This is a genomic window from Rubrivivax benzoatilyticus JA2 = ATCC BAA-35, from assembly GCF_000190375.1.
In the GTDB taxonomy this organism is placed as follows: domain Bacteria; phylum Pseudomonadota; class Gammaproteobacteria; order Burkholderiales; family Burkholderiaceae_C; genus Rubrivivax; species Rubrivivax benzoatilyticus.
The window spans coordinates 1-19,215 of the sequence record NZ_AEWG01000023.1 but is presented as its reverse complement, the minus strand read 5'-3'; the positions used below and the strand labels follow the sequence as shown (position 1 = coordinate 19,215).

Annotated in this window: 32 protein-coding genes and 1 tRNA gene; 1 reads left to right on the top strand and 32 read right to left on the bottom strand. The window is 65.6% G+C overall.

The window, feature by feature from the left end; all coding sequences use genetic code 11:
• Positions 1 to 100 precede the first annotated feature (100 nt).
• The gene (gene brxL / locus RBXJA2T_RS02230) at positions 101 to 2,146 is read left to right on the top strand and encodes a protease Lon-related BREX system protein BrxL (RefSeq protein WP_009855687.1); all 2,046 of its coding nucleotides are present in this window, start codon (positions 101 to 103) and stop codon (positions 2,144 to 2,146) included.
• Positions 2,147 to 2,387: 241 nt separating this feature from the next.
• On the opposite strand, the gene RBXJA2T_RS02225 is transcribed toward brxL, so the two are convergent.
• The 32 genes from RBXJA2T_RS02225 to rpsJ all read right to left on the bottom strand — a co-directional run bounded on the left by RBXJA2T_RS02225 (position 2,388) and on the right by rpsJ (position 19,046).
• A tRNA-Met gene (locus RBXJA2T_RS02225) sits at positions 2,388 to 2,464 on the bottom strand.
• A 71-nt stretch (positions 2,465 to 2,535) separates the two neighbouring features.
• Positions 2,536 to 3,492, bottom strand: coding sequence for a hypothetical protein (locus RBXJA2T_RS02220; RefSeq protein ID WP_009855686.1), 957 nt, complete (start codon positions 3,490 to 3,492; stop codon positions 2,536 to 2,538).
• A 226-nt stretch (positions 3,493 to 3,718) separates the two neighbouring features.
• Entirely contained in the window at positions 3,719 to 4,111 is a 393-nt protein-coding gene (rplQ, locus tag RBXJA2T_RS02215) for a 50S ribosomal protein L17 (protein WP_009855685.1), read from the bottom strand.
• A 146-nt stretch (positions 4,112 to 4,257) separates the two neighbouring features.
• On the bottom strand, positions 4,258 to 5,244 hold the full coding sequence (locus tag RBXJA2T_RS02210) for a DNA-directed RNA polymerase subunit alpha (RefSeq protein ID WP_009855684.1): 987 nt from the start codon (positions 5,242 to 5,244) through the stop codon (positions 4,258 to 4,260).
• Positions 5,245 to 5,401: 157 nt separating this feature from the next.
• Entirely contained in the window at positions 5,402 to 6,025 is a 624-nt protein-coding gene (gene rpsD / locus RBXJA2T_RS02205; RefSeq protein WP_009855683.1) for a 30S ribosomal protein S4, read from the bottom strand.
• 221 nt (positions 6,026 to 6,246) lie between these two features.
• A complete protein-coding gene (rpsK, locus tag RBXJA2T_RS02200; RefSeq protein ID WP_009855682.1) occupies positions 6,247 to 6,651 on the bottom strand; it encodes a 30S ribosomal protein S11 in 405 nt (134 codons plus the stop codon).
• A gap of 28 nt (positions 6,652 to 6,679) precedes the next feature.
• A complete protein-coding gene (gene rpsM / locus RBXJA2T_RS02195; protein WP_009855681.1) occupies positions 6,680 to 7,045 on the bottom strand; it encodes a 30S ribosomal protein S13 in 366 nt (121 codons plus the stop codon).
• Positions 7,046 to 7,061: 16 nt separating this feature from the next.
• Complete coding sequence (gene rpmJ / locus RBXJA2T_RS02190; RefSeq protein WP_009548427.1) at positions 7,062 to 7,175, bottom strand: 50S ribosomal protein L36; 114 nt, start codon at positions 7,173 to 7,175, stop codon at positions 7,062 to 7,064.
• A gap of 16 nt (positions 7,176 to 7,191) precedes the next feature.
• Positions 7,192 to 7,410 (bottom strand): translation initiation factor IF-1, encoded by a 219-nt coding sequence (gene infA, locus RBXJA2T_RS02185; RefSeq protein WP_009855680.1) that lies wholly within the window; start codon positions 7,408 to 7,410, stop codon positions 7,192 to 7,194.
• Positions 7,411 to 7,416: 6 nt separating this feature from the next.
• On the bottom strand, positions 7,417 to 8,727 hold the full coding sequence (gene secY / locus RBXJA2T_RS02180) for a preprotein translocase subunit SecY (protein ID WP_009855679.1): 1,311 nt from the start codon (positions 8,725 to 8,727) through the stop codon (positions 7,417 to 7,419).
• A gap of 15 nt (positions 8,728 to 8,742) precedes the next feature.
• The gene (rplO, locus tag RBXJA2T_RS02175; protein ID WP_009855678.1) at positions 8,743 to 9,174 is read right to left on the bottom strand and encodes a 50S ribosomal protein L15; all 432 of its coding nucleotides are present in this window, start codon (positions 9,172 to 9,174) and stop codon (positions 8,743 to 8,745) included.
• Positions 9,174 to 9,356, bottom strand: a complete 183-nt coding sequence (gene rpmD, locus RBXJA2T_RS02170; RefSeq protein ID WP_009855677.1) for a 50S ribosomal protein L30 — start codon at positions 9,354 to 9,356, stop codon at positions 9,174 to 9,176. The genes rplO and rpmD overlap by 1 nt, the downstream gene beginning before the upstream one ends.
• Before the next feature lie 20 nt (positions 9,357 to 9,376).
• Entirely contained in the window at positions 9,377 to 9,895 is a 519-nt protein-coding gene (gene rpsE, locus RBXJA2T_RS02165) for a 30S ribosomal protein S5 (RefSeq protein WP_009855676.1), read from the bottom strand.
• A gap of 22 nt (positions 9,896 to 9,917) precedes the next feature.
• Positions 9,918 to 10,280 carry a 50S ribosomal protein L18 gene (gene rplR, locus RBXJA2T_RS02160; RefSeq protein WP_009855675.1) on the bottom strand — a complete coding sequence of 121 codons (363 nt, stop codon included), beginning with the start codon at positions 10,278 to 10,280 and terminating at the stop codon, positions 9,918 to 9,920.
• A 10-nt stretch (positions 10,281 to 10,290) separates the two neighbouring features.
• Complete coding sequence (gene rplF / locus RBXJA2T_RS02155) at positions 10,291 to 10,824, bottom strand: 50S ribosomal protein L6 (protein ID WP_009855674.1); 534 nt, start codon at positions 10,822 to 10,824, stop codon at positions 10,291 to 10,293.
• A 16-nt stretch (positions 10,825 to 10,840) separates the two neighbouring features.
• Positions 10,841 to 11,236, bottom strand: a complete 396-nt coding sequence (gene rpsH / locus RBXJA2T_RS02150) for a 30S ribosomal protein S8 (RefSeq protein ID WP_009855673.1) — start codon at positions 11,234 to 11,236, stop codon at positions 10,841 to 10,843.
• A gap of 27 nt (positions 11,237 to 11,263) precedes the next feature.
• Complete coding sequence (gene rpsN, locus RBXJA2T_RS02145; protein WP_009855672.1) at positions 11,264 to 11,569, bottom strand: 30S ribosomal protein S14; 306 nt, start codon at positions 11,567 to 11,569, stop codon at positions 11,264 to 11,266.
• Between the two features lie 9 nt (positions 11,570 to 11,578).
• A complete protein-coding gene (gene rplE / locus RBXJA2T_RS02140) occupies positions 11,579 to 12,142 on the bottom strand; it encodes a 50S ribosomal protein L5 (RefSeq protein ID WP_029719005.1) in 564 nt (187 codons plus the stop codon).
• A 5-nt stretch (positions 12,143 to 12,147) separates the two neighbouring features.
• Positions 12,148 to 12,462: a 50S ribosomal protein L24 gene (gene rplX / locus RBXJA2T_RS02135; RefSeq protein WP_009855670.1), complete on the bottom strand. Its 315-nt coding sequence runs from the start codon at positions 12,460 to 12,462 to the stop codon at positions 12,148 to 12,150.
• Positions 12,463 to 12,492: 30 nt separating this feature from the next.
• Positions 12,493 to 12,861 (bottom strand): 50S ribosomal protein L14, encoded by a 369-nt coding sequence (rplN, locus tag RBXJA2T_RS02130; RefSeq protein ID WP_009855669.1) that lies wholly within the window; start codon positions 12,859 to 12,861, stop codon positions 12,493 to 12,495.
• A gap of 211 nt (positions 12,862 to 13,072) precedes the next feature.
• Positions 13,073 to 13,582, bottom strand: a complete 510-nt coding sequence (locus tag RBXJA2T_RS02125; protein ID WP_009855668.1) for a peroxiredoxin — start codon at positions 13,580 to 13,582, stop codon at positions 13,073 to 13,075.
• Positions 13,583 to 13,671: 89 nt separating this feature from the next.
• Positions 13,672 to 13,953: a 30S ribosomal protein S17 gene (gene rpsQ / locus RBXJA2T_RS02120; RefSeq protein ID WP_009855667.1), complete on the bottom strand. Its 282-nt coding sequence runs from the start codon at positions 13,951 to 13,953 to the stop codon at positions 13,672 to 13,674.
• On the bottom strand, positions 13,950 to 14,147 hold the full coding sequence (gene rpmC, locus RBXJA2T_RS02115; RefSeq protein WP_009855666.1) for a 50S ribosomal protein L29: 198 nt from the start codon (positions 14,145 to 14,147) through the stop codon (positions 13,950 to 13,952). The genes rpsQ and rpmC overlap by 4 nt, the downstream gene beginning before the upstream one ends.
• A 16-nt stretch (positions 14,148 to 14,163) precedes the next feature.
• Positions 14,164 to 14,580 carry a 50S ribosomal protein L16 gene (rplP, locus tag RBXJA2T_RS02110; protein WP_009855665.1) on the bottom strand — a complete coding sequence of 139 codons (417 nt, stop codon included), beginning with the start codon at positions 14,578 to 14,580 and terminating at the stop codon, positions 14,164 to 14,166.
• 2 nt (positions 14,581 to 14,582) lie between these two features.
• Positions 14,583 to 15,452 (bottom strand): 30S ribosomal protein S3, encoded by an 870-nt coding sequence (gene rpsC, locus RBXJA2T_RS02105; RefSeq protein WP_009855664.1) that lies wholly within the window; start codon positions 15,450 to 15,452, stop codon positions 14,583 to 14,585.
• A 15-nt stretch (positions 15,453 to 15,467) separates the two neighbouring features.
• On the bottom strand, positions 15,468 to 15,797 hold the full coding sequence (gene rplV, locus RBXJA2T_RS02100) for a 50S ribosomal protein L22 (protein ID WP_009855663.1): 330 nt from the start codon (positions 15,795 to 15,797) through the stop codon (positions 15,468 to 15,470).
• Positions 15,798 to 15,810: 13 nt separating this feature from the next.
• The gene (gene rpsS / locus RBXJA2T_RS02095) at positions 15,811 to 16,086 is read right to left on the bottom strand and encodes a 30S ribosomal protein S19 (RefSeq protein ID WP_009855662.1); all 276 of its coding nucleotides are present in this window, start codon (positions 16,084 to 16,086) and stop codon (positions 15,811 to 15,813) included.
• Between the two features lie 11 nt (positions 16,087 to 16,097).
• Positions 16,098 to 16,922, bottom strand: coding sequence for a 50S ribosomal protein L2 (rplB, locus tag RBXJA2T_RS02090; RefSeq protein WP_009855661.1), 825 nt, complete (start codon positions 16,920 to 16,922; stop codon positions 16,098 to 16,100).
• Positions 16,922 to 17,239 (bottom strand): 50S ribosomal protein L23, encoded by a 318-nt coding sequence (rplW, locus tag RBXJA2T_RS02085; protein WP_009855660.1) that lies wholly within the window; start codon positions 17,237 to 17,239, stop codon positions 16,922 to 16,924. The genes rplB and rplW overlap by 1 nt, the downstream gene beginning before the upstream one ends.
• Positions 17,236 to 17,856: a 50S ribosomal protein L4 gene (gene rplD / locus RBXJA2T_RS02080; RefSeq protein WP_009855659.1), complete on the bottom strand. Its 621-nt coding sequence runs from the start codon at positions 17,854 to 17,856 to the stop codon at positions 17,236 to 17,238. Before rplD ends, rplW begins: the two co-directional genes overlap by 4 nt.
• Entirely contained in the window at positions 17,856 to 18,527 is a 672-nt protein-coding gene (rplC, locus tag RBXJA2T_RS02075) for a 50S ribosomal protein L3 (RefSeq protein ID WP_009855658.1), read from the bottom strand. Before rplC ends, rplD begins: the two co-directional genes overlap by 1 nt.
• A gap of 204 nt (positions 18,528 to 18,731) precedes the next feature.
• On the bottom strand, positions 18,732 to 19,046 hold the full coding sequence (gene rpsJ, locus RBXJA2T_RS02070; RefSeq protein ID WP_009855657.1) for a 30S ribosomal protein S10: 315 nt from the start codon (positions 19,044 to 19,046) through the stop codon (positions 18,732 to 18,734).
• Positions 19,047 to 19,215 lie beyond the last annotated feature (169 nt).

The following is a 19,215-nucleotide window of genomic DNA, read 5'->3' as shown; positions in this document are numbered from 1 at the left end:
CGGAGCTGTTACCTCGTTACCTGGCACAGAGATAGAGAACAGCAAGGCGGGCGACCGGCTCCAGACAGGTCGCCCAACTGTGATTGACGGGTGATTGACGATGCAACTCGACGACTTGGACAGGAAGGCAACCGCTGCCTTCGAAGGCTACGTGGTACGCAAGGACCTGGTGCGGACGTTCAGCCGCCAGTTCCCGGTGCCGACGTACGTGGTCGAGTTCCTGCTGGGCCGCTACTGCGCCACCACCGACGAAGCGGAAATCCAGGAGGGTCTGGATATCGTCCAAAGGCAGTTGGCGTCGCGGACGGTGAAAGCCGGAGAAGAGGAGCTCTTCAAGGCCCGCGCACGCGAGGCCGGCTCCGTGAAGATTATCGATATCGTCACGGCGCGCCTGGACTCGAAGACCGACTCCTACATCGCCACCTTGCCCAGCCTGCGCCTTACGGACGTGCGGCTCACGCCCGAGATGGTCAAGGAGAACGAGCGCATGCTCACCGGTGGCTTCTACGCCGAGGTGACCCTGGGCTACGACGCGTCCATCGCGCAGGAGAAGGGCGGGCGGCCCTTCGGCGTCGAGGCGCTGCGGGCCATCCAGCTCTCAAAGCGCGAGACGCTGGACGTTCTGGCCAAGGGGCGGGAGCAGTTCTCCACCGCCGAGTGGCGCGACCTGCTGCTGCGAAGCGTCGGCTTCGAGCCCGAGACCCTGTCGGAACGCGCCAAGGACGCGCTGCTGCTGCGCATGGTGCCGTTCGTGGAGCGCAACTACAACCTGGTGGAGCTCGGCCCTCGGGGCACCGGCAAGTCGCACCTGTTCCAGCAAGTCTCACCGTACGCCCACCTCATCTCCGGTGGCAAGGCGACCGTGGCCCGCATGTTCGTCAACAACGCCAGCGGCCAGCGCGGTCTGGTCTGCCAGTACGACGTGGTGTGCTTCGACGAGGTGTCTGGCGTGTCCTTCGACCAGAAGGACGGCGTCAACATCATGAAGGGCTACATGGAGAGCGGCGAGTTCTCCCGGGGCAAGGAGAGCATCCGGGCGGACGGCTCCATCGTGCTGGTGGGCAACTTCGACGTCGATGTGGAGCACCAGCAGCGCATCGGTCACCTCTTCGGGCCGCTACCGCCCGAGATGCGGGACGACACGGCCTTCATGGACCGCATCCACTGCTTCCTGCCGGGCTGGGATGTACCGAAGCTGAACCCCACGCTGTTCACCGCCCATTTCGGCCTGGTGAGCGACTTCCTGTCGGAGTGCTTCACCCAGCTGCGCAACCAGAGCCGGGTGTCCACGTTGCAAGGGCGTGTGCGCTGGGGCGGTGCGCTGTCGGGCCGAGACCTCAATGGCGTCAACAAGACCGTGAGCGGGCTGCTGAAGCTGATGTACCCCGGCTCGGACGAGGCGGTCAGCGAAGAAGACCTCGAGTGGGCCGTGCGCCTGGCGCTGGAAGTGCGCCGCCGGGTCAAGGAACAGCAGAAGCGCATCGGTGCAGCCGAGTTCCGCAACACCCACTTCAGCTACACCCTGGGCGCCGAGGGCGTCGAGAAGTTCGTCAGCACGCCGGAACTGCAGAGTCAGGGTGGCATTGGCGACGAGCCGCTGGAGTGCGGCCAGGTCTGGGTGCTGAGCCCCGGCGGTGACGAGGAGCACCCGGGCCTCTTCCGGCTCGAGGTCAACGAAGGGCCTGGAAGCGGCGTGCGGGTGCTGAACAACCCGGTACCGGCTGCGTTCAAGGAGTCCATCCGCTGTGCCGAGCAGAACCTGTACGCACGGGCGCAGCAACTGGTGGGTGACCGTGACCCGCGGTCCCATGAGTTCTCGGTTCAGCTGCGTGGCTTTGATGCTGCCAAGGCTGGCGCCAAGACCGGCGTCGGTGCGCTCATCGCGCTGTCCAGCGCGCTGCTGAAGAAGTCAGTCCGCGGTGGTCTGGTGGTGGTCGGTGAGGTGACGCTCGGCGGCACCATCGAGCCGATTCACAACGCAGTGACGCTGGCTGAGATTGCCGTCGAGAAGGGCGCGAAGTCGCTGCTGCTGCCTGTCTCGTGCCGGCGCCAGCTCTTCGAGCTATCGGATGAGATGGCAACTCGACTCGACATCGAGTTCTATCAGGACGGGCGGGATGCGCTGCTGAAGGCGCTTTCGGACTGAGGCTCACAGCCGCCGCCTTGATCGAGAAGCGGCAGCCACTTCAACGCGGCGACGGGGTCAGCGGCAGGTTCTGACCCAGCGGCCCTTCAGCCGGAGTCGACACAGCACCCAAGGGTCATGTCGCAGCAACGCGATCGTTGTGACGACACAGACCCCGTCACAGACCTCGTCACATAGGCCCGGAAACGACGAAGCCCGCTTGAGGCGGGCTTCGCAAGTGCTTGTCGGCACTGAAGAATTTTGGTTGCGGGGGCAGGATTTGAACCTGCGACCTTTGGGTTATGAGCCCAACGAGCTACCAGACTGCTCCACCCCGCGACTGAGACAGTGACTATAACATGCTTTTTTCGCAACGCGCTAGTACCCGCAGCTGATGACGCCTCATGCGTTCAGACGCGATAGCGGCCGGTCCACTCGAAGTACATCCACCAGCCGTGGCCCAGCGCGAGGCCGATCGGAAGCGCCCACAGCACGACGGCGGCGACCGAGCGCACCCGCACGGGCAGCGGCCGCATCGCTCGTGCACCGGCCACGGCGCTCCAGACGGCGCCAGCGGCGAGAGCCGTGGCCCGCAGCACCGGGAGCACATCCAGCACGACACCCTCCCCCCGGAGGTACGACGCCGACGCCTCGGTGAGGCCGAGCGTCAGAATCACGATGCCCAGCGGCACCAGGCTTCTGGCGACACACACTCGATCGGTGGCGGACAGGGCCGCAGCAGCGGCCACCAGCGACCAGACGGCAAAGCCCAGCGCGAGTCCGCCGCCGTGCCAGAGCGCCACGGAGATCATGTCGAGCCACACGATCTGGCTTTCCGCCATCGGCCAGCGCTGCAGCCAGACGCCGGCCAGCGTTTGGCGCAAGGCGACGAACGCCGGATTGGCCGACCACTGCAGGTACGCCGGGACCAGGCCGTACAGCAACACGATGACGAGGTCCGGCCTGCACACCCACACGCGCCGCGACGACAGCGCCGTCGCCGCCAGCAGCGGCAGCAGCAATCCCCAGGTGAGGTAGCGCAGCGCCAGGCTGGTCCGGTCCACGGCGGTCGCCTTCACTGGCGGCCGGGGCATCAGCTGGGGCACGGCGACGTCGCCAGGCGAGCAGGCCTCCCCTTCGACAAAACTCTCGGCGCCCCACCCGTCCGAGAACAGCCGCGCATCGTCATGCGGCGCCGGCAGGAAGGCGAGCAGGATCAGCAGGGCCGCGAGGAGGATCGCTCCAGACACGAAGGCCGCTTCCGCCGAAGACAGGCGCAGCCTCGTCGCGAGCCATCGGCGAACCGTGCTCCACGGCGTTGTTGCGGTTACACCGGTCAGCACCAGGGCGTCGGTTCGCTTGATCACACCCGAAGTCTAGATGCGACGCATTCTCATCGATTGGCGCAGATCAGCCCGCTGCCGGACTCGCGGCTTTGACGGCTCGGAACGGAGATCGGCGAAAGCGCCAGGTCTGCGGCCGCGAGGCCGCAGACCGCATGCCGGCGGGGAGCCGGCAGACACCGCATCGCGCGGCGCCCCGAAAAGCAAAACGGCCGTCGAAATCGACGGCCGTCTGTTCGGCTGAATCGGCTTATTCGGCCGCTTCGGTGGTCTCTTCGGCCGGTTCCGGACGATCGACCAGCTCGACGAAGGCCATCGGCGCGTTGTCGCCGACGCGGAAGCCCATCTTCAGGATGCGGGTGTAGCCGCCCGGACGGGTGGCGTAGCGCGGGCCGAGTTCGTTGAACAGCTTGGTGACCACTTCGCGGTCGCGGGTGCGGTCGAACGCCAGGCGGCGGTTGGCCAGCGTCGGGGTCTTGCCCAGCGTGATCAGCGGCTCGACGACGGCGCGCAGTTCCTTGGCCTTCGGCACGGTCGTCTTGATCGCCTCGTGGCGGATCAGCGAGTTGGCCATGTTGCGCAGCATCGCGAGGCGATGGCTGCTGGTGCGGTTCAGTTTGCGAAGTCCGTGGCGGTGGCGCATGGCGCGTTCCTTCTTTGGTTATGACACCCCGGCCGTGTCAGGTACCGAGGCTGGACCGGGGCCGCGGGGCCCCTATCGACACCGCGGCTCCCGTCACCGGGAGCCGCAGCGGTTTCTTGCAGCGGGGCCGCGAGCGGCCCGCGATCTCAACGCTTGTCGAGACCTTGCGGCGGCCAGTTCTCCAGGCGCGCACCCAGGGTCAGGCCGCGCGAGGCCAGCACTTCCTTGATCTCGTTGAGCGACTTGCGACCCAGGTTCGGGGTCTTCAGCAGCTCGGTCTCGGTGCGCTGGATCAGGTCGCCGATGTAGTAGATGTTCTCGGCCTTCAGGCAGTTGGCCGAACGCACCGTCAGTTCGAGCTCGTCGACCGGACGCAGCAGGATCGGGTCGAAGTTCGGCGTGCGCTGCGGCTGCGGCTCGAAGATGTCGCTGACCTGGCCTTCGAGCTGCGCGAACACGGCGAGCTGTTCGACGAGGATCTTGGCCGACTGGCGGATCGCTTCTTCCGGCGTGATGGCGCCGTTGGTCTCGATCTCCATGACCAGCTTGTCGAGGTCGGTGCGCTGCTCGACGCGGGCGTTCTCGACCGCGTAGCTGACGCGCTTGACCGGCGAGAACGACGCATCGAGGACGATGCGGCCGATGGCCTTGGTCGCCTCGTCGCCGTAGCGGCGCAGGTTGCCCGGCACGTAGCCGCGGCCCTTCTCGACCTTGATCTGCATGTCGAGCTTGCCGCCTTGCGACAGGTGCGCGATCACGTGATCGGGGTTGATGATCTCGACGTCGTGCGGCGTCTGGATGTCGGCCGCGGTGACTGCGCCTTCACCTTCCTTGCGCAGCACCAGCGTGACCTCGTCGCGGTTGTGCAGACGGAACACCACGCCCTTCAGGTTGAGCATGATGTGGACGACGTCTTCCTGCACGCCGTCGATCGCGGAGTACTCGTGCAGCACGCCGGCGATCGTGACCTCCGTCGGCGCGTAGCCCACCATCGACGACAGCAGCACGCGGCGCAGCGCGTTGCCCAGCGTGTGGCCGTAGCCGCGCTCGAACGGTTCGAGCACCGCCTTGGCGCGGTAGCCGCCGAGCGGCTCGACGTGAATGGCCTTGGGCTTCAGAAGAGTGGTTTGCATGGAGTGTGTGGTTTCCTGTCAATACCCTCGGCTCGTTACACCGATAAGGCTGATGGACCGCCGGGCTTTGTGTAGGGGCCGCTTCGCGCCCGGCAGGCGAAACGCCAGATGGGGACAACCGCAGAGGCGGCGGCCGGCACGCGCCGGCCGCGACCGATCAGCGGCTGTAGAGTTCGACGATCAGCGCTTCCTTGATCTCGGCGCCGAACTGGTCACGATCCGGGACCTTCTTGAACACGCCTTCCATCTTGGTGGCGTCGACCTGCACCCACTCGCACTGGCCGATGGTCTGCGCCAGCTTCAGGGCGTCCTGGACGCGCAGCTGGTTCTTGGCCTTCTCGCGCACGGCGACGACGTCGCCGGCCTTGACCATGTACGACGGGATGTTGACGACCTGGCCATTGACCGTGATCGCCTTGTGCGACACGAGCTGGCGCGACTCGGCGCGGGTCGAGCCGAAGCCCATGCGGTAGACGACGTTGTCCAGGCGCGACTCGAGCAGCGCGAGCAGGTTCGAGCCGGTGTTGCCCTTGCGGCGCTCGGCTTCGGCGAAGTAGCGGCGGAACTGGCGCTCCAGCACGCCGTACATGCGCTTGACCTTCTGCTTCTCGCGCAGCTGAACACCGTAGTCGGAGGTACGCGAGCCGCTGGTGCGGCCGTGCTGACCCGGCTTGCTGTCGAACTTGGCCTTGTCGCCGATCGAGCGGCGGGCGCTCTTCAGGAACAGGTCGGTGCCTTCACGGCGGGAGAGCTTGGCCTTCGGGCCGAGGTAACGTGCCACTGGGTATCCTTGGTTGTTGCTGACGCGGCAGACTCCGCCGTCAGGCGGAGACCCGCGCGAGTCCTGCGCAGACGAATCGCTTCGTGCTCGAGGCGCGGACGGTGGGCTTGGGGTTCAAGGCCGGAACCTTGAGGAAAACAGCCGGCGCGCACGTTCAGTGCCGCCGGCGTGAGAGAAACCGCGAATTCTAGCACCGGCAGGACGAGCCTGCCGGCGACGCATCAGATGCGACGGCGCTTCTGGGGACGGCAGCCGTTGTGCGGGACCGGCGTCACGTCGCTGATCGACGTGATGCGGATGCCCAGCGACGCCAGCGCACGAACGCTGGACTCGCGACCCGGGCCCGGGCCCTTGATGCGCACGTCCAGGTTCTTGATGCCCTGTTCCTGCGCGGCACGGCCGGCGTTCTCGGCGGCAACCTGGGCAGCGAACGGCGTGCTCTTGCGCGAGCCCTTGAAGCCCTGGCCACCGCTGGAGGCCCACGCCAGCGAACCGCCTTGGCGGTCCGTGATCGTGATGATGGTGTTGTTGAACGACGCGTGGACGTGGGCAATGCCGTCCGCAATGTTCTTGCGGATCTTCTTGCTGACGCGACGCGCGGCGTTGTTGACGGGGGACTTGGCCATGTAGATCTTCCTCGTGCGTGGCGGCGGCTTACTTCTTCAGCGCGGCGGCACCCTTGCGCGGACCCTTGCGGGTGCGGGCATTGGTGCGGGTGCGCTGGCCGCGCACCGGCAGGCCGCGGCGGTGACGGAAGCCACGGTAGCAACCGAGGTCCATCAGACGCTTGATGTTGATGGACAGCTCGCGGCGCAGGTCGCCTTCGATGGTCAGACGGCCGATTTCCTCGCGGATCTTCTCCAGCTCGGAATCGTTCAGGTCCTTGACCTTCTTCGAGTAGGGAATGCCCACCGAGTCGCAGATCTTCTGCGCCGTCGTACGGCCGATGCCGTAGATCGAGGTCAGGCCGATTTCCGCGTGCTTGTGCGGCGGGATGTTGATGCCGGCGATACGTGCCATGTTCTTCCTCTGACTATCAGCCTTGACGCTGCTTGTGGCGCGGGTCGGTGCAGATCACGCGCACGACGCCCTTGCGTCGGATGATCTTGCAGTTGCGGCACATCTTCTTGACCGAAGCTGCGACTTTCATGGTCTTCTCCTTGACCTCACTTGGCGCGGAAAACGATCCGCGCGCGACTCAAATCGTAGGGGGTGAGTTCGACCGTCACCTTGTCACCCGGAAGGATTCGGATGTAGTGCATCCGCATCTTTCCGGAGATGTGGCCGAGCACAACGTGCCCGTTCTCCAGCTTCACTCGGAAGGTGGCGTTGGGGAGGTTCTCAAGAATCTCCCCCTGCATCTGAATGACGTCGTCCTTCGCCATCTCGCATCAGCCCGCCTTGAAGTTCGCCTTCTTGAGCAGGCTCTCATACTGCTGGCTCATCACGTAGGACTGGACCTGAGCCCAGAAATCCATCGTCACGACCACGATGATCAGCAGCGAGGTGCCCCCGAAGTAGAACGGGACGTTGTACTTCAGAACCAGGAACTCGGGCAGCAGGCACACCGCCGTGATGTACACCGCGCCGGCCAGCGTCAGACGCGACAGGATGCGATCGATGTACTTCGCGGTCTGGTCACCCGGACGGATGCCCGGGATGAACGCGCCACTCTTCTTCAGGTTGTCGGCGGTCTCGCGACTGTTGAACACGAGCGCCGTGTAGAAGAAGCAGAAGAACACGATCATGCCCGCATAGAGCATCACGTAGATCGGCTGCCCGGGCGACAGAGCCGCCGAGATGTCCTTCAGCCAGCGCAGACCTTCCCCGGTGGCGAACCAGCCGACGATGGTCGCGGGCAGCAGGATGATCGACGACGCGAAGATCGGCGGGATCACGCCCGACATGTTCAGCTTCAGCGGCAGGTGCGACGACTGGCCGCCGTACACCTTGTTCCCGACCTGGCGCTTGGCGTAGTTCACCAGGATCTTGCGCTGACCCCGCTCGACGAACACCACGACGAAGGTGACGGCGACGACAACCGCGCAGATGAACAGGCTGGCGATGATGCTCATCGCGCCGGTGCGAACCAGCTCGAAGAGCCCGCCGATGGCGCTCGGCAGCCCGGCGACGATGCCGGCGAAGATCAGGATCGAGATGCCGTTGCCCAGACCGCGTTCCGTGATCTGCTCGCCCAGCCACATCAGGAACATCGTGCCGGCCACCAGGCTGACCACCGCCGTCATGCGGAAGCCGAAGCCCGGCGAGAGCACCAGACCTTGCGAACCCTCGAGCGCCAGGGCGATGCCCAGGCTCTGGAAGATCGCCAGGAACAGCGTGCCGTAGCGCGTGTACTGCGTGATCTTGCGGCGACCCGCCTCGCCTTCCTTCTTCAGCGCCTCGAGCGAGGGCACGACGTAGGTCATCAGTTGCATGATGATCGACGCCGAGATGTAGGGCATGATGCCCAGCGCGAAGACGGTGAAGCGCGACAGGGCGCCGCCGCTGAACATGTTGAACAGGTTCAGGATGCCGCCGCCCTGACCCTGAAACAGCTGCTGCAGCTGGTTCGGGTCGATGCCGGGCACCGGAATGTGCGCACCGATGCGGTAGACCACCAAGGCCAGCAGCAGGAAGACGATCCGGCGACGGAGGTCGCCGAATTTCCCGCTCTTGGCCAGCTGGTTCGCGGAGGTTGCCACGGGCTGCGAGTCCCTTTAGGCGAACGTGCCGCCGACGGCCTCGATCGCGGCCTTGGCGCCGGCGGTCGCGCCGATGCCCTTGAGCGTCACCTTGCGGGTGATCTCGCCGCTCTTGACGACCTTGACCTGCTTGACGATCTGGCGCACCAGGCCAGCCGCCTTGAGCACGAGCAGATCGACCTCGTCGACGCCCAGCGTCTCGAGTTCGGCCAGCGTGACTTCGCCGTTGTACTTCAGTTGCTGCGACTTGAAGCCGCGCTTGGGCAGGCGGCGTTGCAGCGGCATCTGGCCGCCTTCGAAGCCGACCTTGTGGAAGCCACCGGCACGAGACTTCTGGCCCTTGTGACCACGACCGGCGGTCTTGCCCAGACCCGAGCCGATGCCGCGGCCGACGCGACGGCGCGCCTTCTTGCTGCCCTCGGCGGGCTTGAGGTTGTTGATCTGCATTACAGCACCTTCACCAGGTACGAGACCTTGTTGATCATGCCGCGCACGGCAGGCGTGTCTTCCAGGACGCTTTGGCTGTTCAGCTTGCGCAGGCCCAGACCACGCACGGTGGCGCGATGCGATTCGCGCGTACCGGCGATGCTGCGGACGAGCTTGACCGTGAGGGTCTTCTTGTCGGACATGAGGCTTCTCCGGCGCGGGGTCAGTTGAAGAGGTCTTCGACCGACTTGCCACGCTTGGCGGCCACTTCGGCCGGCGTGGTGGAGCGCTTCAGCGCGTTCAGCGTCGCGCGCACCATGTTGTACGGGTTGGTCGAGCCGTGGCTCTTGGCGACGATGTCCGTCACGCCCATCACTTCGAAGACGGCGCGCATCGGGCCGCCGGCGATGATGCCGTCACCCTGCTTGGCCGGGGCCATCAGGACCTTGGCTGCACCGTGTTCGCCTTCGACCTTGTGATGGATCGTGCCGTTCTTCAGCGCGACCTTGACCATGTTGCGGCGGGCCGATTCCATGGCCTTCTGCACCGCAACCGGCACTTCCTTGGCCTTGCCCTTGCCCATGCCGATGCGGCCGTCGCCGTCGCCGACGACGGTCAGCGCAGCGAAGCTCAGCGTGCGGCCACCCTTGACGACCTTCGTGACGCGGTTGACCGCGATCATCTTTTCCTTCAGGCCGTCGTCGTTGCCTTCGGCCTGCTGGCGGGGAGTGAACTTTGCCATTTCGAGTCTTCCTTTGCGCCCGTCAGAACTGCAGGCCGGCTTCGCGAGCCGCCTCGGCCAGCGCCTTGACGCGGCCGTGGTAGGCGAAGCCCGCGCGGTCGAACGCGACCTTCTCGATGCCGGCGGCCTTGGCCTTCTCGGCGATGCGCTTGCCGATCAGGGCTGCCGCGTCGGTGTTGCCACCCTTGCCGGCACCGATCTGCTCACGCACTTCCTTCTCGGCGGTCGAGGCGGAAGCGAGAACCTTGCTGCCGTCTTCCGAGAAGACGTTGGCGTAGATGTGCAGGTTGGAGCGGAAGACGCTCAGGCGAGCGACGCCCTGCTGGGCGATACGCAGCCGGGTCTGGCGCGAACGACGCAGGCGCTGTTCCTTCTTCGTCATCATGGTGCGCTCCTTACTTCTTCTTCGTTTCCTTGAGGATCACGCGCTCGTCCGCATAGCGGATGCCCTTGCCCTTGTACGGCTCGGGCGGACGGAAGGCGCGAACCTCGGAGGCGATCTGACCGACGCGTTGGCGGTCGGCGCCCGAGATGACGATTTCGGTCTGGGTCGGGGTGGCGACCTTGACGCCCTCGGGCATCTCCTTCACCACCGGATGCGAGAAACCGATCTGCAGGTTCAGCTTCTGGCCCTGGGCCTGGGCACGGAAGCCCACGCCGACGAGCGTCAGCTTCTTTTCGAAGCTCTTGGCGACGCCGTTGACCATGTTGGCCACCAGCGCACGCATCGTGCCGCTCATCGCATCGGCCGCGGCCGTGTCGTTGGCGGGCACGAAGCTCAGCTTGCCGGCTTCGTTCTTGATCGTCACGAGCGGGTTCAGGTCGCGCACGAGCGTGCCGTTGGCGCCCTTGACGGTGATCTTGTCGGCCGAGATCGTGACGTCCACGCCTTGCGGGACGGCGACCGGCATCTTTCCTACGCGGGACATGTCGTTCGTCCTTTGTTTAGGCCACGTAGCACAGGACTTCGCCACCGACACCGGTCTGGCGAGCCTTGCGATCGGTCATCACGCCCTTGGGGGTCGTGACGATCGCCACGCCCAGGCCGTTCATGACCTGCGGAATCTCGTCGCGGCCCTTGTAGATGCGCAGGCCGGGACGGCTGACGCGCTCGATGCGCTCGATCACCGGACGACCGGCGTAGTACTTCAGCGAGATCTCGAGTTCGCTCTTGCCCGCGTTGGCCTTCACGACGAAACCGTCGATGTAGCCCTCGTCCTTCAGGACTTGCGCGATCGCGACCTTGAGCTTCGACGACGGCATCGTGACCGCGGCCTTCTCAACGCTCTGGGCGTTGCGAATGCGGGTCAGCATGTCGGCGATGGGATCACTCATGCTCATAAAAAATCTCCTTCGCGGCTACCCGAATCACCAGCTGGCCTTGACCATGCCGGGGATGTCGCCCTTGAAGGCGAGCTCGCGGATCTTGTTGCGGCCCAGGCCGAACATGCGGAACGTGCCGCGCGGACGACCGGTCAGGGCGCAGCGGTTGCGCAGACGGGTCGGATTGGCGTTGCGGGGCAGCTTCTGCAGTTCAAGACGGGCGGCGTAGCGCTCTTCTTCCGAACGCTGCGCGTCGTCGATGATGGCCTTCAGCTCGGCGTACTTCTTGGCGTACTTGGCGACCAGCTTCTCGCGCTTTTCTTCGCGCTGCTTGAGGGACAGTTTGGCCATGGCTTGCCTTCAGTTCTTGAACGGGAACTTGAACGCGGCGAGCAGCGCCTTGCACTCGTCGTCGCTCTTCGCGCTGGTCGTGATGCTGATGTTCAGCCCGCGGATCGCGTCGATCTTGTCGTACTCGATCTCGGGGAAGATGATCTGTTCCTTGACGCCGATGTTGTAGTTGCCACGGCCGTCGAACGCGCGACCGGAGATACCACGGAAGTCGCGCACGCGCGGCAGCGCCACGGTGACGAAGCGGTCGAGGAATTCATACATGCGCACGCCACGCAGCGTGACCATGCAGCCGATGGGCACGTTCTCGCGGATCTTGAAGCCCGCGATGGCCTTGCGGCTCTTGGTGACGACGGGCTTCTGGCCGGCGATCTTGGTGAGGTCGCCGACGGCGTGGTCCATCACCTTCTTGTCGGCCACGGCCTCGCTCACGCCCATGTTCAGCGTGATCTTCTCGAGGCGCGGAACCTGCATCACCGAGGTGTAGCCGAACTTGGCCATCAGCTCGGGGACGATCTGCTCGCGGTACAGAGCCTGCAGACGCGACGTCGCGGAAGCTTGAGTCTTTGCCATGGTGCTTACGCCTTGATCTCTTCGCCGCTGGACTTGAAGACGCGGGTCTTCTTGTCGCCATCGATCTTGATGCCGACGCGGTCGGCCTTGCCGGTGGCGGCGTTGTAGATGGCGATGTTGGACTGGTGGATCGGCATCGCCTTGTCGATGACGCCGCCGGTCGTGCCCTTCATCGGGTTCGGCTTCACATGCTTCTTGACCATGTTCACGCCGTCGACGATGACGTGATCGTCATCGACGCGCTGCGTCACGGTGCCGCGCTTGCCCTTGTCACGGCCGGTCAGCACGATGACCTGGTCGCCTTTACGAATCTTGTTCATGAGTGTCGAACCTCGAATCTGTCGGTCGCGTCAGAGAACTTCCGGCGCCAGCGACACGATCTTCATGAAGCGCTCGCTGCGCAGTTCGCGCGTGACCGGGCCGAAGATGCGGGTGCCGATCGGCTCGAGCTTGGCGTTGAGCAGCACGGCGGCGTTGCCGTCGAACTTGATCAGCGAGCCGTCCTGGCGACGCACACCCTTGGCGGTGCGAACGACGACGGCCGAATAGACCTCGCCCTTCTTCACGCGACCACGGGGGGCGGCTTCCTTGATGCTGACCTTGATGACGTCGCCGATGCCGGCATAGCGCCGCTTGGAGCCGCCGAGCACCTTGATGCACATGACGGACTTGGCACCCGTGTTGTCGGCCACGTCGAGCCGCGATTGCATTTGGATCATTGTTCGTACCCCAACTTCTCCCCGCGCCACCCGATTGCTCGAGTCTTGCCGGTCAGTCTTGGGCCCGTGTCTGGGTAGATCTGGGCTGATCCGAGCCGGAGGCTTTTTGCCACCCGCACCGCTTGGGTGCTCATGACAGAAGCCGCCATTTCGGCGAAGCCACGGATTATGCCAGCCTTCCGGCCGGCGTGTCAAACGCTCGTTTGCAGAATCAGCAGGACCGCACGCGCTGCAGCATCGCCTCGGCGGAACTCGCCTCGAACTTGCCCGGCGCCTCGACGTCGAGCGAGCGCACGATGCCGTCGACGACGAGCATCGCGTAACGCGCCGAGCGCAGCCCCATGCCGCGCGCCGTGAGATCCAGCGTCAGGCCGGCAGCACGCGCGAAGTCGCCATTGCCATCGCCCATCATGCGCACCGCGCCACGGGCGCCGAGCTGGCGCCCCCAGGCGCCCATGACGAAGGCGTCGTTGACCGACACGCACCAGACCTCGTCGACGCCGGCGGCACGCAGCTCGGCCGCCTTCTCGACGTAACCCGGCACGTGCCGTTCGGAGCACGTCGGCGTGAAGGCGCCCGGCAGACCGAAGACGACGATCGTCCTGCCTGCCGCAGCCGCGCGGACATCGACGGCGTTCGGCCCGAGCGCGCAGCCCTCGGTCGCGACATCGACGTATTCGTGGAGCTGCCCGGCGGGCAGGGGGTCACCGATCTTCAGCATGCGCACTCCTGATGTTCTGGCCGGCGCAATGAAAAACGGCCGGCGCCGGAGTATCCGGCGGCGGCCGTTCGCGAGCAGGCGTGCGGGTCTTAGACCAGCTTCGCCTTCTCGATCAGGCGGGTCACGACCCAGCTCTTGGTCTTGCTGATCGGACGCCCTTCGGCGATTTCGACCAGGTCACCCATCTTGTACTCGCCGTTCTCGTCGTGGGCGTGGTACTTGCGCGAGCGCGCCACGATCTTGCCGTAGAGCTCGTGCGCCGCGCGACGCTCAACCAGGACCGTGACGGTCTTGGCGCGCTTGTCGCTGACGACACGGCCGATCAGCGTCCGGGTGTTCTTCACCGGAGCGGTGGTCTGGGTTTCGCTCATTTCGCGGCCCTCTTCTTCTCGGCCAGGATGGTCTTGGCGCGGGCGATGTCGCGGCGGGTCTTGCCCAGCTGCGAGTTGTTGGTCAGCTGCTGGGTCGCCTTCTGCATGCGCAGGCCGAAATGGGCCTTCAGCAGATCGGAGACTTCCTTCTCCAGCGCCGCGACGTCCTTGGAACGCAGTTCGGATGCCTTCATGTTGCTTCCTTTGGCGTTACAGGCCGACCTGGCGGGCGACGAACGTGCAGCGCAGCGGCAGCTTGGCCGCCGCCAGCGTGAACGCCTCGCGAGCGAGCTGTTCCGGAACGCCGTTGATCTCGTACAGCACCTTGCCCGGCTGGATCTCGGCGACGTAGAACTCGGGGTTGCCCTTGCCGTTACCCATCCGGACCTCCGCCGGCTTCTGCGAAATCGGCTTGTCCGGGAAGATGCGGATGAAGATGCGACCGCCCCGCTTGATGTGACGCGAGATCGCGCGGCGAGCCGCCTCGATCTGGCGCGCGGTGATGCGGCCGCGCTCGGTGGCCTTCAGACCGAACTCGCCGAACGAGACGTTGTTGCCCCGCGTGGCGATGCCGGTGTTGCGGCCCTTGTGTTCCTTACGGAACTTGCGACGTGCAGGTTGCAGCATCGTTATTCTCCTTTGGTCTCGCCGCCGGCAGCCGGAGCGCCGGCGCGACGCACGCGCTTGACGGCCGGACCACCCTTGCCGTCGCCGGCAGGGGCCGCCGACGGAGCACCGTCGGCACGCGGGCCACGATCGCCACCCGGACGGCCGCGGCCGGCACCCGGACGGTCACCGCCCGGACGCGGACCACGGCGCGGACGGCGCTCGTCGTCACCTTCGGTCTTCGCCAGCTGCGGCGCTTCGCCGTTGGCCAGGCGGTCACCGCGGTAGACCCACACCTTGACGCCGATGACGCCGTAGGTGGTCTTGGCTTCGGAGAAGCCGTAGTCGATGTCGGCCTTGAGGGTGTGCAGCGGCACGCGACCTTCGCGATACCACTCGGTACGCGCGATCTCGATGCCGTTCAGACGACCGGCGGACATGATCTTGATGCCCTGCGCGCCCAAGCGCATCGCGTTCTGCATCGCGCGCTTCATCGCACGACGGAACATGATGCGCTTCTCGAGCTGCTGGGTGATCGAGTCGGCGATCAGCTGGGCATCGACTTCGGGCTTGCGCACTTCCTCGATGTTGACCGCGACCGGAACGCCGAGGCGCTTGGTCAGCTCGGCCTTCAGGTTCTCGATGTCCTCGCCCTTCTTGCCGATCACGACGCCCGGACGAGCCGAGAAGATCGTGATGCGGGCGTTCTTGGCCGGACGCTCGATCAGGATGCGCGAGACCGCCGCGTTCTTCAGCTTGGTCTTCAGGTAGTCACGAACCTGCAGGTCTTCGGCCAGCATGCCGGCGAAGTTGCGGTTCGAGGCGAACCAGCGCGAGCCCCAGGCCCGCGTGACGCTCAGCCGGAAGCCGGTCGGATGGATTTTTTGTCCCATGTCTTTTCCAGCTCCTCAGTTGCCGACGGTCACGAAGATGTGGCAGGTCGGCTTGCTGATGCGGTTGCCGCGACCCTTCGCACGGGCCGAGAAACGCTTCAGCGTGGCGCCTTGCTCGACGTAGATCGACTTGATCTTCAGCTCGTCGATGTCCGCACCGTCGTTGTGCTCCGCGTTGGCCACCGCCGATTCGACCGCCTTCTTGATGATGACGGCCGCCTTCTTCGGCGTGAACGTGAGGATGTTGATCGCCTGGTCGACCTTCTTGCCGCGGATCATGTCCGCCACCAGCCGACCCTTGTCGGCCGAGAGGCGCACACCGCGGACGATTGCCTTGGTTTCCATGCTCTTCGTCCCCTTAGCGCTTGGCCTTCTTGTCGGCCGGGTGACCCTTGAACAGACGGGTCAGCGCGAATTCGCCGAGCTTGTGGCCGACCATCTGGTCGGTCACGTACACGGGAACGTGCTGCTTGCCGTTGTGCACGGCGACGGTCAGGCCGATGAACTCGGGCAGGATCGTCGAACGGCGCGACCAGGTCTTGATCGGCTTCTTGTCCTTGTTGGCGGAGGCCTTCTCGACCTTGGCCATCAGGTGGTGGTCCACGAAGGGACCCTTCTTGAGTGAACGTGCCATGTTCTACGGCCTCACTTCTTGCGGCGCGAGACGATCATCGTCTGCGTGCGCTTGTTGCTGCGCGTACGGTAGCCCTTGGTCAGCGTGTTCCACGGCGACACCTGCGGCTTGCCTTCGCCGGTGCGGCCTTCGCCGCCACCGTGCGGGTGGTCGACCGGGTTCATCGCAACGCCGCGGACGGTCGGACGGATGCCCTTCCAGCGGATCGCACCGGCCTTGCCGTACTGGCGCAGGCTGTGCTCTTCGTTGCTGACCTCGCCGATCGTGGCGCGGCAGTCGATGTGGATCTTGCGCACTTCACCCGAGCGCAGGCGAACCTGCGCGTAGGTGCCTTCGCGCGCCATCAGCGTGACGCTGGCGCCGGCCGACCGCGCGATCTGCGCGCCCTTGCCCGGCAGCATCTCCACGCAGTGGATCGTCGAACCCACGGGGATGTTGCGGATCGGCAGCGTGTTGCCGGCCTTGATCGGGGCTTCCGCGCCCGACAGCAGCGTGGCACCGGCTTCGACACCGCGCGGGGCGATGATGTAGCGGCGCTCGCCGTCGGCGTAGCACAGCAGCGCGATGTGGGCGGTGCGGTTCGGGTCGTACTCGATGCGTTCGACCTTTGCCGGGATGCCGTCCTTGTTGCGCACGAAGTCGACGACGCGGTAGTGGTGCTTGTGGCCACCACCCTTGTGCCGCATCGTGATGTGGCCGTTGTTGTTGCGGCCGGCCTTCTGCTTCTGCGGCTCGAGCAGCGAAGCTTCCGGGGCGCCCTTGTGCAGGTGCTTGTGCACCACCTTCGTCACGGCACGGCGGCCGGGCGACGTCGGCTTGACCTTGATGACAGCCATTACGCGGCCTCCCCGGAGAAGTTGAGCTCCTGGCCCGGCTTCAGCGCCACGTACGCCTTCTTGACGTGATCGCGGCGGCCGATCGTGCGGCCGAAGCGCTTGACCTTGCCCTTCTGCACGGTCGTCGTGACCGAAGCCACCTCGACCTTGAACATCAGCTCCACCGCAGCCTTGATCTCGGGCTTGGTGGCGTCACGCAGGACCTTGAACAGGACCTGGTTGTGCTTCTCGGCGACGCTGGTGGCCTTCTCGGAGATGATCGGAGCGACCAGCACCTTGGCCAGGCGGCCTTCGTCGAACTTTTGCGGGGCGCTCATGCGAACATCTCCTTGAGCTGCTCGATCGCGCCCTTGGTCACCAGGACCTTCTTGTAGAAGACCAGCGACAGCGGATCGGCGTAGCGCGGCTCGACGACGAGCACGTTGGCCAGGTTGCGCGAGGCCAGCGCGAGGTTGTCGTCGATCTGGTCGGCGATCACCATCACCGACTCCAGGCCCATGGCCTTGAGCTTCTGGGCCAGCAGCTTGGTCTTGGGCGCGTCGACGGTCAGCGAATCCACCACCGCCAGACGGCCGTCACGGGCCAGCTGCGAGAGGATGGACGCCATGCCGGCGCGGTACATCTTCTTGTTGACCTTGTGCGAGAAGTTCTCGTCCGGGCGGTTCGGGAAGATGCGACCACCCCCACGCCACAGCGGCGAGGAGGTCATGCCGGCGCGAGCGCGGCCGGTGCCCTTCTGGCGGAACGGCTTCTTCGTCGAGTGCTTGACCTCGCCGCGGTCGAGCTGGGCGCGGGTGCCCTGGCGCGCGTTGGCCTGGTAGGCAACGACGACCTGGTGCACGAGCGCTTCGTTGTAGTCACGCGCGAACACGGTGTCCGGCGCGTCGACCTTGGCCGTGGCCTGGCCCTGTTCGTTCAGGAGCTCGAGTTGCATCACTGGGCCCCCTTCTTCAGCTTGACCTTGACGGCGGGACGCACGACGACGTGGCCGTTCTTGGCACCCGGAACCGCACCGCGGACGAGCAGCAGCGAACGCGCTTCGTCGACACGGACGATGTCCAGGTTCTGGGTGGTGACGGTCTCGTCGCCCATGTGGCCGGTCATCTTCTTGCCCGGGAACACGCGACCCGGGTCCTGGGCCATCGAGATCGAGCCCGGCACGTTGTGCGAACGGCTGTTGCCGTGCGACGCGCGCTGCGAGCCGAAGTTGTGGCGCTTGATGGTGCCGGCGTAGCCCTTGCCGATCGAGGTGCCTTGCACGTCGACGAGCTGGCCCGCGGCAAACAGGCTCACCGGCACGACGGCGCCCGGCTGGTACTGCCCGGCGATCTCGGCGGTGACGCGGAATTCCTTCAGGACTTCGCCCGCTTCGACACCGGCCTTGGCCAGGTGACCCGCTTCGGGCTTGTTGACGCGGCTCGCCTTGCGGGCGCCGAACGCGACTTGCAGCGCGCTGTAGCCGTCGGTGGCCACCGTCTTGACTTGCGTGACGCGGTTGTTGGACACGTCGAGCACCGTCACGGGGATGGCGTCGCCATCGTCCGTGAAGATGCGCATCATGCCCACCTTGCGGCCCAGCAAGCCGAGCTGTTCGCTCATGCTCATGGTCATTTCTCCAGCGCCCGACTTGGCGGAAGGACGCCTTTGTTCACGATCCCGACAACGATTGGCCGGGGTGATGTCCTGACGGGCCCGTGGAAACACCCACGAAACCCATGCGGACGAAATCCCCGAGCCCGGCCTATCGAGGCCGGAGTCGGGGAAAGCCGGTGATTGTAGCAGCAGCCGAAGCCGCTGCGCCAGCCCGGTTTACTGCAGCTTGATTTCGACGTCGACGCCGGCGGGCAGGTCGAGCTTCATCAGCGCGTCGACCGTCTTGTCGGTCGGGTCGACGATGTCCATCAGGCGCTGGTGGGTGCGGATCTCGAACTGGTCGCGGCTGGTCTTGTTGACGTGCGGCGAACGCAGGATGTCGAAACGCTGCAGACGCGTCGGCAGGGGCACCGGGCCCTTGACGATGGCGCCGGTGCGCTTGGCGGTGTCGACGATCTCGAGGGCCGACTGGTCGATCAGCTTGTAATCGAAGGCCTTCAGGCGGATGCGGATCTTTTGCTTCGTGGACATGGTGTTCCTCTTTGCACAGCACTCCCGCCGCCGCTAGGGCGACGGGCGCGCAAATGGTGGCCGGAGAGCGGGACGTTCACGGGTCTCCCGGGAACGCCCCGAAGCCCCCTCGGGGGCGGCCTACGCGCGCGCCGTAGCGTGCGCAGCAGGCCGGGGGTCCACGCTTATT

Excerpts from the sequence above, each read along its gene's own strand:
- brxL (WP_009855687.1), top strand. The coding sequence starts at position 101 with ATGCAACTCGACGACTTGGACAGGAAGGCAACCGCTGCCTTCGAAGGC.
- rplQ (WP_009855685.1), bottom strand. The coding sequence starts at position 4,111 with ATGCGCCACCGCCACGGACTTCGCAAACTGAACCGCACCAGCAGCCAT.
- RBXJA2T_RS02210 (WP_009855684.1), bottom strand. The coding sequence starts at position 5,244 with ATGCAAACCACTCTTCTGAAGCCCAAGGCCATTCACGTCGAGCCGCTC.
- rpsK (WP_009855682.1), bottom strand. The coding sequence starts at position 6,651 with ATGGCCAAGTCCCCCGTCAACAACGCCGCGCGTCGCGTCAGCAAGAAG.
- rpsM (WP_009855681.1), bottom strand. The coding sequence starts at position 7,045 with ATGGCACGTATCGCCGGCATCAACATCCCGCCGCACAAGCACGCGGAA.
- rpmJ (WP_009548427.1), bottom strand. The coding sequence starts at position 7,175 with ATGAAAGTCGCAGCTTCGGTCAAGAAGATGTGCCGCAACTGCAAGATC.
- infA (WP_009855680.1), bottom strand. The coding sequence starts at position 7,410 with ATGGCGAAGGACGACGTCATTCAGATGCAGGGGGAGATTCTTGAGAAC.
- rplO (WP_009855678.1), bottom strand. The coding sequence starts at position 9,174 with ATGCAGATCAACAACCTCAAGCCCGCCGAGGGCAGCAAGAAGGCGCGC.
- rpmD (WP_009855677.1), bottom strand. The coding sequence starts at position 9,356 with ATGTCCGACAAGAAGACCCTCACGGTCAAGCTCGTCCGCAGCATCGCC.
- rpsE (WP_009855676.1), bottom strand. The coding sequence starts at position 9,895 with ATGGCAAAGTTCACTCCCCGCCAGCAGGCCGAAGGCAACGACGACGGC.
- rplR (WP_009855675.1), bottom strand. The coding sequence starts at position 10,280 with ATGATGACGAAGAAGGAACAGCGCCTGCGTCGTTCGCGCCAGACCCGG.
- rplF (WP_009855674.1), bottom strand. The coding sequence starts at position 10,824 with ATGTCCCGCGTAGGAAAGATGCCGGTCGCCGTCCCGCAAGGCGTGGAC.
- rpsH (WP_009855673.1), bottom strand. The coding sequence starts at position 11,236 with ATGAGCATGAGTGATCCCATCGCCGACATGCTGACCCGCATTCGCAAC.
- rpsN (WP_009855672.1), bottom strand. The coding sequence starts at position 11,569 with ATGGCCAAACTGTCCCTCAAGCAGCGCGAAGAAAAGCGCGAGAAGCTG.
- rplE (WP_029719005.1), bottom strand. The coding sequence starts at position 12,142 with ATGGCAAAGACTCAAGCTTCCGCGACGTCGCGTCTGCAGGCTCTGTAC.
- rplX (WP_009855670.1), bottom strand. The coding sequence starts at position 12,462 with ATGAACAAGATTCGTAAAGGCGACCAGGTCATCGTGCTGACCGGCCGT.
- rplN (WP_009855669.1), bottom strand. The coding sequence starts at position 12,861 with ATGATCCAAATGCAATCGCGGCTCGACGTGGCCGACAACACGGGTGCC.
- RBXJA2T_RS02125 (WP_009855668.1), bottom strand. The coding sequence starts at position 13,582 with ATGCTGAAGATCGGTGACCCCCTGCCCGCCGGGCAGCTCCACGAATAC.
- rpsQ (WP_009855667.1), bottom strand. The coding sequence starts at position 13,953 with ATGAGCGAAACCCAGACCACCGCTCCGGTGAAGAACACCCGGACGCTG.
- rpmC (WP_009855666.1), bottom strand. The coding sequence starts at position 14,147 with ATGAAGGCATCCGAACTGCGTTCCAAGGACGTCGCGGCGCTGGAGAAG.
- rplP (WP_009855665.1), bottom strand. The coding sequence starts at position 14,580 with ATGCTGCAACCTGCACGTCGCAAGTTCCGTAAGGAACACAAGGGCCGC.
- rpsC (WP_009855664.1), bottom strand. The coding sequence starts at position 15,452 with ATGGGACAAAAAATCCATCCGACCGGCTTCCGGCTGAGCGTCACGCGG.
- rplV (WP_009855663.1), bottom strand. The coding sequence starts at position 15,797 with ATGGAAACCAAGGCAATCGTCCGCGGTGTGCGCCTCTCGGCCGACAAG.
- rpsS (WP_009855662.1), bottom strand. The coding sequence starts at position 16,086 with ATGGCACGTTCACTCAAGAAGGGTCCCTTCGTGGACCACCACCTGATG.
- rplB (WP_009855661.1), bottom strand. The coding sequence starts at position 16,922 with ATGGCTGTCATCAAGGTCAAGCCGACGTCGCCCGGCCGCCGTGCCGTG.
- rplW (WP_009855660.1), bottom strand. The coding sequence starts at position 17,239 with ATGAGCGCCCCGCAAAAGTTCGACGAAGGCCGCCTGGCCAAGGTGCTG.
- rplD (WP_009855659.1), bottom strand. The coding sequence starts at position 17,856 with ATGCAACTCGAGCTCCTGAACGAACAGGGCCAGGCCACGGCCAAGGTC.
- rplC (WP_009855658.1), bottom strand. The coding sequence starts at position 18,527 with ATGAGCATGAGCGAACAGCTCGGCTTGCTGGGCCGCAAGGTGGGCATG.
- rpsJ (WP_009855657.1), bottom strand. The coding sequence starts at position 19,046 with ATGTCCACGAAGCAAAAGATCCGCATCCGCCTGAAGGCCTTCGATTAC.